Genomic DNA, 6,462 nt, shown 5'->3' with positions numbered 1-6,462 from the left:
ATCTCGGTGTAGGTCTTTGCACCCGGAAACCGAGCGCGCAAACGCGTGTACTGGGTCCGAGCGGGTTTCGCTATCTGCCGCATCGTGCCGCGCAGTGTCCTGCGCACACCCACACCGATCGGGGACGCGAAGTCCCGGTCGACGCGTTCGAGCGCTCGATTGAGCGCGTCGGCAGATCCGCCCACGTCGGGGTGGTAGCTCCTGATCGCCTCTCGGCGTGCGGATCGGCGATCAGGAACTGGACCACGAGAGTGCTCAGGCATCGTGCGCACGACCGACTACGTCTTCCACTGTCACGTTCACGGGGCCTGTAACGATTCCTGAAACCGCTTGGCGGATACGTAAAGCCGTATCTCGAACGGCGGCGTCGGCGAAGATGCACACATGGATGTCTGTCGACGACTCCGTCACCCGCACGCCGACGACGCGGCGGCCGGGGAGGTACGTGCCAACCTCGCCGAACATTCCGGCATGAAGCGAGGCGACCCCAGGTATCCCCGTCACAGCCGCCGCGATGGTGGCGGCGATTTCGGAACTCACTGCACCCGTGCAGTCTTGGGCTCGCCGGTTTCGTCGTCACTGCCCTCGTCGAGGTGAACGTCGTGAACCGTGATGTTCACCTCGGTCACTTCGAGACCCGTCATCCGTTCGAGCGCCGCAATGACGTTGCGGCGAATGCCGGTGGCCAGATCGGCGAGCGATACGCCGTACTCGGCCACGATGTCGATGTCGACCGCTGCCTGCTTTTCGCCGACCTCGACCGATACTCCCTGGGAGTGGTTGACACTCGCGCCGGGGATCCGCTCGCGCAGTGCCCCGACAACCCGCGACGCTCCGCCGCCGACGTCGTACACGCCGCTCACCTCTCGCGTGGCGATGCCGGCAATCTTCGAGACAACGGTGTCGGCGATCGACGTCTTTCCTTGCGAACTCACGAGAGCCGAGTCGTTCGATGATGCAACATCCTTCGTAGATGCTGTCGCAACCTGCGTGCTGACCATTGTCATCTCCTCCTGTTGATCGATCTACCTGTGTAGTCGTCACTCGAAGGCAAAACCGAATGCCCCAGTCAGGTGACGTGCATCACTGACACTTGTTAGTTACTGTCCGTAACATTCAACGCCCCGGCCGGGCGAACAATCTTCGAACGCAGCCGAGTTTTCCGCATTTCCGCGAGAGGAGCGACTGTGGCGTTACCGCATACACAGGGGCTCACCGAAGCACCTGACGGTTTGGACACCGCGACAGTGAACGCTGCGATACTCGGCGACCGAGAAGCATTCGAGTCACTGGTGCACTACTACGGACCTGCACTTCACCGCTATGCGCGTCGCATGCTCGCAGACGAAGGTGACATTCTCGAGGTAGTCCAGGACACCTTCGTGGCCGCCTGGCGTCGACTCGATTCGTTTCGTGGCGAATCGTCGATGCGAACATGGCTTTTCGCGATCTGTTCCCGAAAGATCGTGGACAGCTATCGAATCAAGAGAGCTCAACCGATCGACGACAGATTGCTCGATCCTCTCGTGCCGTCTCCCGAGGCCGGCCCGTTCGACACGACCTCGAACTCCGCGTTCCTCGAGGCACTGGAAGAAGCGTTGGGTGAACTGCCTTATCGCCAGCGTGCGGCATGGACGCTGCGAGAGGTGGAGATGCTCACGTTCGTTCAAATCGGCAAGATTCTAAGACTCACCCCGGATGCGGTGCGCGGGCATCACCATCGTGCACGGGCTAACCTGAGTGAACGAATGACGAGGTGGCGATGACTGAATCACGAACCGACGCATTGATGGCGCACGCATCCGACGTCCTGCGGAACGCTCCCGAGCCGGGCTGGGATCGAATCAGCGACAAGGTGATCCGGGCGCTACGGTCGACCTCGGCGTCCGGTTGGCCGCTCGACGCACACGCGTCGGAAGGTCCACGTCTAGGCACTGTGTCGGTGAGCGATCACGTACTCCGCACCCACTTGGCCGCCGAGATACGTTCTCGGCACCACTGCTCGCCGAGCAGCATCGAGTTCTTCGTCGACGGCCACGAAATACGTTCACTACGTATCGAACTGGCAGCGCCATACGGAGTGGATCTGGCCGAACTGTCGGACCGGGTTCGGTTCACCGTCGTGGACGTCGTTCACCTGATCCTCGGCGACACGGACCCACCGGTCTCTGCAGAGAGCATCCACGTCGCCGTAGTCGACATCGTCGATGATCTACCTGCCGAAGGGAACACCAAAAGCCACTCCGAACACTAGGTGTTTGTTCGGCAAGTGTTTGGGAACCCGGCACTCATGACCACTCCCCCACCACCGGATCCGGGCCCCGCCCCCGACCCGGGGCCGCCGACACCACCGGCGCCGACACCACCCGATCCGATGAATCCGCCGCCCGTGCCACCGACTCCGACGCCACCGAACCCGTACCCTCCGGATCCGATCCCGCAGATCTGACGTCGGCTGCCCCGAACTTCGGAGTTCAACCGCCGAGTTCGGCGATCATCTCGCTCAACGATTCTGCGGCGATACGTAGTTCACCTTCGTCGGGATTGTCGGGTGAGGACGGTAGACGTTCGGCCAACTGCTCGCGAGTGACAAGCGAGATACCCTCGAGACCGAACCCTTCTTCATCGGGGACGTAGCTCTCGATCTCGCCCCCGACCGCTACCAGTTCCGAATGGGGGCCACTGCCCAGCAGTGCACGCAGGTGTTCGGTCGTCACGGTCATATGGTTCACGTGAAATCTCCTGCTTCGGTGACAGCTGACTTTGCCGGTATGGACTCGACGTGACGTACTGGCTCGACGTGACGCACTACCCCCTACTGAGTACCCCTCGCGGGTGAGCAGGAAACGACAAGTACATGAACAACGACTTCCCGAAGGAAACGCGCACCATGAGTGAACAGAATTCCACCGACCGCACGGATCAGACGGACGAGCCGCAGACCACCGGCACCGACCACAGTCCGGGAACCGGCTCCGACACCGCACCCAAGGACGTTCAGACCGATCCGTCGGGCGAACGTACGTGGGCCGACGAGGGCGGAGCCTCGAGCACCGGCCCGGCGACTGACACCGACTGATCCCGGAAGGTCTGAACCATCGGGACCAAGGTCCCGTGGGCCGACGCTCACGGGACCTTGAAATCCGTACGGATCTAACGCTTTTCACCTGGGTTTTCGCGATGCGGTAAGGTAGGCACTCAGCACGGTTGAGTACCCAGCCGTTGAAGACGAGCACGGTTCGTGCGTTGCTTCCCGTGCCGTTTCCCGGTTTCGAACGAAACCGTTTCGAACCAGACCGTTCGAACGAACCGTTTCGAGCAATCCGTCAGGAGTTTCGATGAACGAGTTTTCGAGAACTACAGATGAGCGTACGGACAGTCCCCCCACCTTCACGACGACCTGTGCCGAAAACATTCAGTCGCTCGTGGTCAGCGGCGAGATCGACGTCCGGTCCCGAGCTGATTTCGCTGCCTGCGTCGACGACCTGATCGGTGAGCGACACCCGTTCGTACTCGACTGCTCGGACGTCCAGTTCATCTCCGTCGGAGGTCTTTCCATCATCGAGACTCTGTCGGCCAAGGCACGGAGGCTCGGAGTGCCGTGGACGCTCGTCGCAGCGCACCCTGTCAGGCGTCCGCTGTCTCTTCTGAAGATGGACACCGACATCGTGTACACCGACTCGACAGCCGATGCAGTCGCGTACCTGTCCTCGACCTCCGTCCTGGACGAGACCCTGGCGGAGCCGATGTCGGCGTGAGTACCGATCTCGAAAATCTCTCCGAATTCGTCGTCGTCGCAAACCGACTGCCGGTCGATCTCGAAACCGACGAAGACGGAAGCAAGAACTGGAAGCGAAGTCCGGGTGGGCTCGTCACTGCGCTCGAACCCATCCTCCGACAGCGGGATGGCGCCTGGGTCGGCTGGCCGGGGGTCGCGGACGAGAAGGTCGATCCGATAGTGGTTGACGGCCTTCGTCTGTTTCCCGTCGAGCTGACCTCTCAGGACCTCGCCGAGTACTACGAGGGGTTCTCCAACGACACGTTGTGGCCGCTCTACCACGACGTTCTGGTGGCTCCGACGTTCGAGCGGTCGTGGTGGCACACCTACGTCGCAGTCAACCAGCGGTTCGCCGAGGAAACCGCGCGTTGCGCCGCGGACGGAGCGACTGTCTGGGTGCAGGACTATCAGTTGCAACTTGTGCCGGCGATGCTGCGCGAGCTGCGGCCAGATCTGACGATCGGGTTCTTTCTTCATATCCCGTTCCCTCCGGTCGAGCTCTTCATGCAGCTTCCGTGGCGCAAGGAGATCGTCAGGGGAATGCTGGGCGCCGATCTGATCGGCTTCCACTTACCTGGTGGCGCAAACAATTTCCTGTTCTTGGCCCGCAAACTTCTCGGCCTCAAGACGACGACCGCGGGCGTCGGTGTTCGAAGTGCGCTCGGGCATGTGGATTTCGATTCTCGCGTCGTCAAGGTGGGCGCCTTTCCCATCTCCGTCGATTCTGCCGAACTCGAGCGCCAGTCGAAAAGCGATTCGGTCCTGCGTCGCGCGCGCGAATTGAAGGAAGAGCTGGGAAATCCCGAGAAAATCCTGCTGGGAGTCGACCGGCTGGACTACACCAAGGGTATCGACCTGCGGCTTCAAGCCTTGAAGGAACTCCTCGACGAGGATCGTCTGGATCCGGAGAAGTACACGATGGTGCAGCTCGCGACGCCCAGTCGTGAACGCGTGCAGCACTACATCGACCTGCGTAGCGTCATCGAAGAGCAGGTGGGCCGCATCAACGGTGACCACAGTCAGATCGGCCGCCCCGTCGTACACTACCTGTATCAGCCGGTCGACCGTGAAGAACTGATCGCACTGTTCGTCGCTGCCGACGTCATGCTCGTGACGCCGATGCGCGACGGGATGAATCTGGTGGCCAAGGAGTACGTGGCCTGTCGTGGCGACCTCGGAGGTGCTCTCGTTCTCAGCGAGTTCACCGGTGCCGCAATGGAATTACGACAGTCATACCTGGTCAACCCGCACGATTTGGACGGCGTGAAGAATACGATCCTGACCGCGGTTCATCAGGATCCGAAGGAAGGCCGTCTCCGTATGGCTGCGCTGCATCGACAGGTCATGACACACGATGTGCATCAGTGGGCCGAGTCGTTCCTGACTGCGCTTGCCCCACCCGGACCGCTTCCGGACGATCAGTTCGTCACGGAGCGTGAGTCGAACTTTGCGCGCAACAACTGACCCTCACGGGCTTGCGTCAGTGCGCTCGGAGACTCGAGCTAGGATTGGTTTCAGTTCATCGTCAAGCAGCGGCTGCGAACTGATCTCCTCGACATAGCCGTGCAATGCTGCATCGGCCCAGAAAGACAGGCCGACCATGCCCCTCACGATGAAGTACTCCGAAACCTACAACGACGTTCTCATTGCGCTCGCTGCCGCTACTCATCGGCCGGCCAACGTGGTGAACCTGTTCGGCGAGTACGCCATTCGTGTTGACCTCGAATACAACCGGTTCCTTCTGGCGACCAATACCGCGGCTGGACTCTCCGATCGACCCGACAACGGAGAATCATGGCTGGTGCGGTTCTTCCAATCCGAGAACACCGACACTCCGGATCGCCTCCTCGCGGAGGCGTCGCATCAATGGTTGGTCGATGCGTTGGACGCCGCGCTCGAACAGATCGCAGCGGCAGGGAACAAAATCTCCGCCGACGCGGACTTCGGCGACCCTACCCGCACCGAAACTCCATCCTGAACGGCATCGTCTCGAGCAGCACCACTAGTCCCCCTCGGCGGTCAACTGGCTGATTCGAGCCGCTAAGACTGCATTCTCGGCCTCGAGGGACAGAATCAGACGAATACCGACGAGATTGACTCCGTCGTCGATCAGCGCGGTGATTCGTCCGAGCGTATCCAGGTCGGCCTCGCTGTACCGGCGCGTACCGCCATCGGTGCGGGTTGGTGTGAGCAAGCCCCTTCGCTCGTAAAGGCGCAGCGTCTGAGGTCCTACCCCGGACAGTTCAGACATCACTGAGATCCCGTACACGCCGCGCAGCGCCCGGGTCTGGGATTCCGACGTCACTGGAACCTCCTAGTTCGGTGTGGGCTGTCTCAATCGGCGTCACCCGACCTTAGCACCATCACGCAGTGAATCTGACGCCCAGGACATAGATTCAAGCGTGTCCAGGACCACTGACAACAAGAATCGTCGAGCAGAAAAGGCGTGAAATGGCAGATCAAAGCCGATTTCGACAAGATTGCACAATGCGCTTCCTTCGCCCGCGTATCGAAGTAGCCTTGCCAATTATCTACATCGGCTGATATAGATTTTGTAGCACCTGAAAGCGCCATAACTGGAGCTCGAAGGCGCAGAACACCCAGACGTCGGAGTCGGTGGTTCAGCCGACTCCCTCACGGCACACTCTTCACCGGGAGCAAGATGACGACGATCGACATCCCGC

11 protein-coding genes are annotated in these 6,462 nt (G+C 60.9%); 6 read left to right on the top strand and 5 right to left on the bottom strand.

Annotated elements, in window-relative coordinates; translation table 11 throughout:
• The 3 genes from A2J01_RS37140 to A2J01_RS31975 all read right to left on the bottom strand — a co-directional run.
• A partial coding sequence (locus A2J01_RS37140; protein ID WP_231916178.1) for a hypothetical protein occupies positions 1–185 on the bottom strand: 185 nt, incomplete at its 3' end.
• Between the two features lie 70 nt (positions 186–255).
• Entirely contained in the window at positions 256–540 is a 285-nt protein-coding gene (locus tag A2J01_RS31980) for a hypothetical protein (protein WP_064114326.1), read from the bottom strand.
• Positions 537–1,001 (bottom strand): Asp23/Gls24 family envelope stress response protein, encoded by a 465-nt coding sequence (locus A2J01_RS31975; protein ID WP_003943699.1) that lies wholly within the window; start codon positions 999–1,001, stop codon positions 537–539. Before A2J01_RS31975 ends, A2J01_RS31980 begins: the two co-directional genes overlap by 4 nt.
• 186 nt (positions 1,002–1,187) lie before the next feature.
• Between A2J01_RS31975 and A2J01_RS31970 the strand changes: the two genes are divergently transcribed.
• Complete coding sequence (locus tag A2J01_RS31970) at positions 1,188–1,766, top strand: RNA polymerase sigma factor (protein WP_007726571.1); 579 nt, start codon at positions 1,188–1,190, stop codon at positions 1,764–1,766.
• Positions 1,763–2,254 carry a hypothetical protein gene (locus A2J01_RS31965; RefSeq protein WP_218960345.1) on the top strand — a complete coding sequence of 164 codons (492 nt, stop codon included), beginning with the start codon at positions 1,763–1,765 and terminating at the stop codon, positions 2,252–2,254. The genes A2J01_RS31970 and A2J01_RS31965 overlap by 4 nt, the downstream gene beginning before the upstream one ends.
• Positions 2,255–2,474: 220 nt before the next feature.
• Here the strand turns inward: A2J01_RS31965 and A2J01_RS31955 are convergent, their stop codons facing one another.
• Positions 2,475–2,723, bottom strand: coding sequence for a hypothetical protein (locus A2J01_RS31955; RefSeq protein ID WP_064114325.1), 249 nt, complete (start codon positions 2,721–2,723; stop codon positions 2,475–2,477).
• Between the two features lie 167 nt (positions 2,724–2,890).
• Here A2J01_RS31955 and A2J01_RS31950 point away from each other — a divergent pair, with 167 nt between their 5' ends.
• From A2J01_RS31950 to A2J01_RS31935, 4 genes are all read left to right on the top strand, one after another.
• The gene (locus tag A2J01_RS31950) at positions 2,891–3,079 is read left to right on the top strand and encodes a PI-type proteinase (RefSeq protein ID WP_231916177.1); all 189 of its coding nucleotides are present in this window, start codon (positions 2,891–2,893) and stop codon (positions 3,077–3,079) included.
• Positions 3,080–3,338: 259 nt separating this feature from the next.
• Positions 3,339–3,758 carry an STAS domain-containing protein gene (locus A2J01_RS31945; RefSeq protein WP_007726563.1) on the top strand — a complete coding sequence of 140 codons (420 nt, stop codon included), beginning with the start codon at positions 3,339–3,341 and terminating at the stop codon, positions 3,756–3,758.
• A complete protein-coding gene (locus A2J01_RS31940; protein WP_064114323.1) occupies positions 3,755–5,242 on the top strand; it encodes an alpha,alpha-trehalose-phosphate synthase (UDP-forming) in 1,488 nt (495 codons plus the stop codon). Before A2J01_RS31945 ends, A2J01_RS31940 begins: the two co-directional genes overlap by 4 nt.
• A gap of 136 nt (positions 5,243–5,378) precedes the next feature.
• Positions 5,379–5,756, top strand: coding sequence for a hypothetical protein (locus tag A2J01_RS31935; RefSeq protein WP_064114322.1), 378 nt, complete (start codon positions 5,379–5,381; stop codon positions 5,754–5,756).
• 24 nt (positions 5,757–5,780) lie between these two features.
• Here A2J01_RS31935 and A2J01_RS31930 read toward each other — a convergent pair whose 3' ends face one another.
• Complete coding sequence (locus A2J01_RS31930; protein WP_003943719.1) at positions 5,781–6,083, bottom strand: MerR family transcriptional regulator; 303 nt, start codon at positions 6,081–6,083, stop codon at positions 5,781–5,783.
• Positions 6,084–6,462 lie beyond the last annotated feature (379 nt).

Origin of the sequence: Rhodococcus sp. EPR-134 (assembly GCF_001647205.1) — a bacterium.
GTDB classification, from domain to species: domain Bacteria; phylum Actinomycetota; class Actinomycetes; order Mycobacteriales; family Mycobacteriaceae; genus Rhodococcus_F; species Rhodococcus_F qingshengii.
Note: the sequence above shows the minus strand (reverse complement) of the source record. Positions and strands in the feature narration are given on the sequence as shown.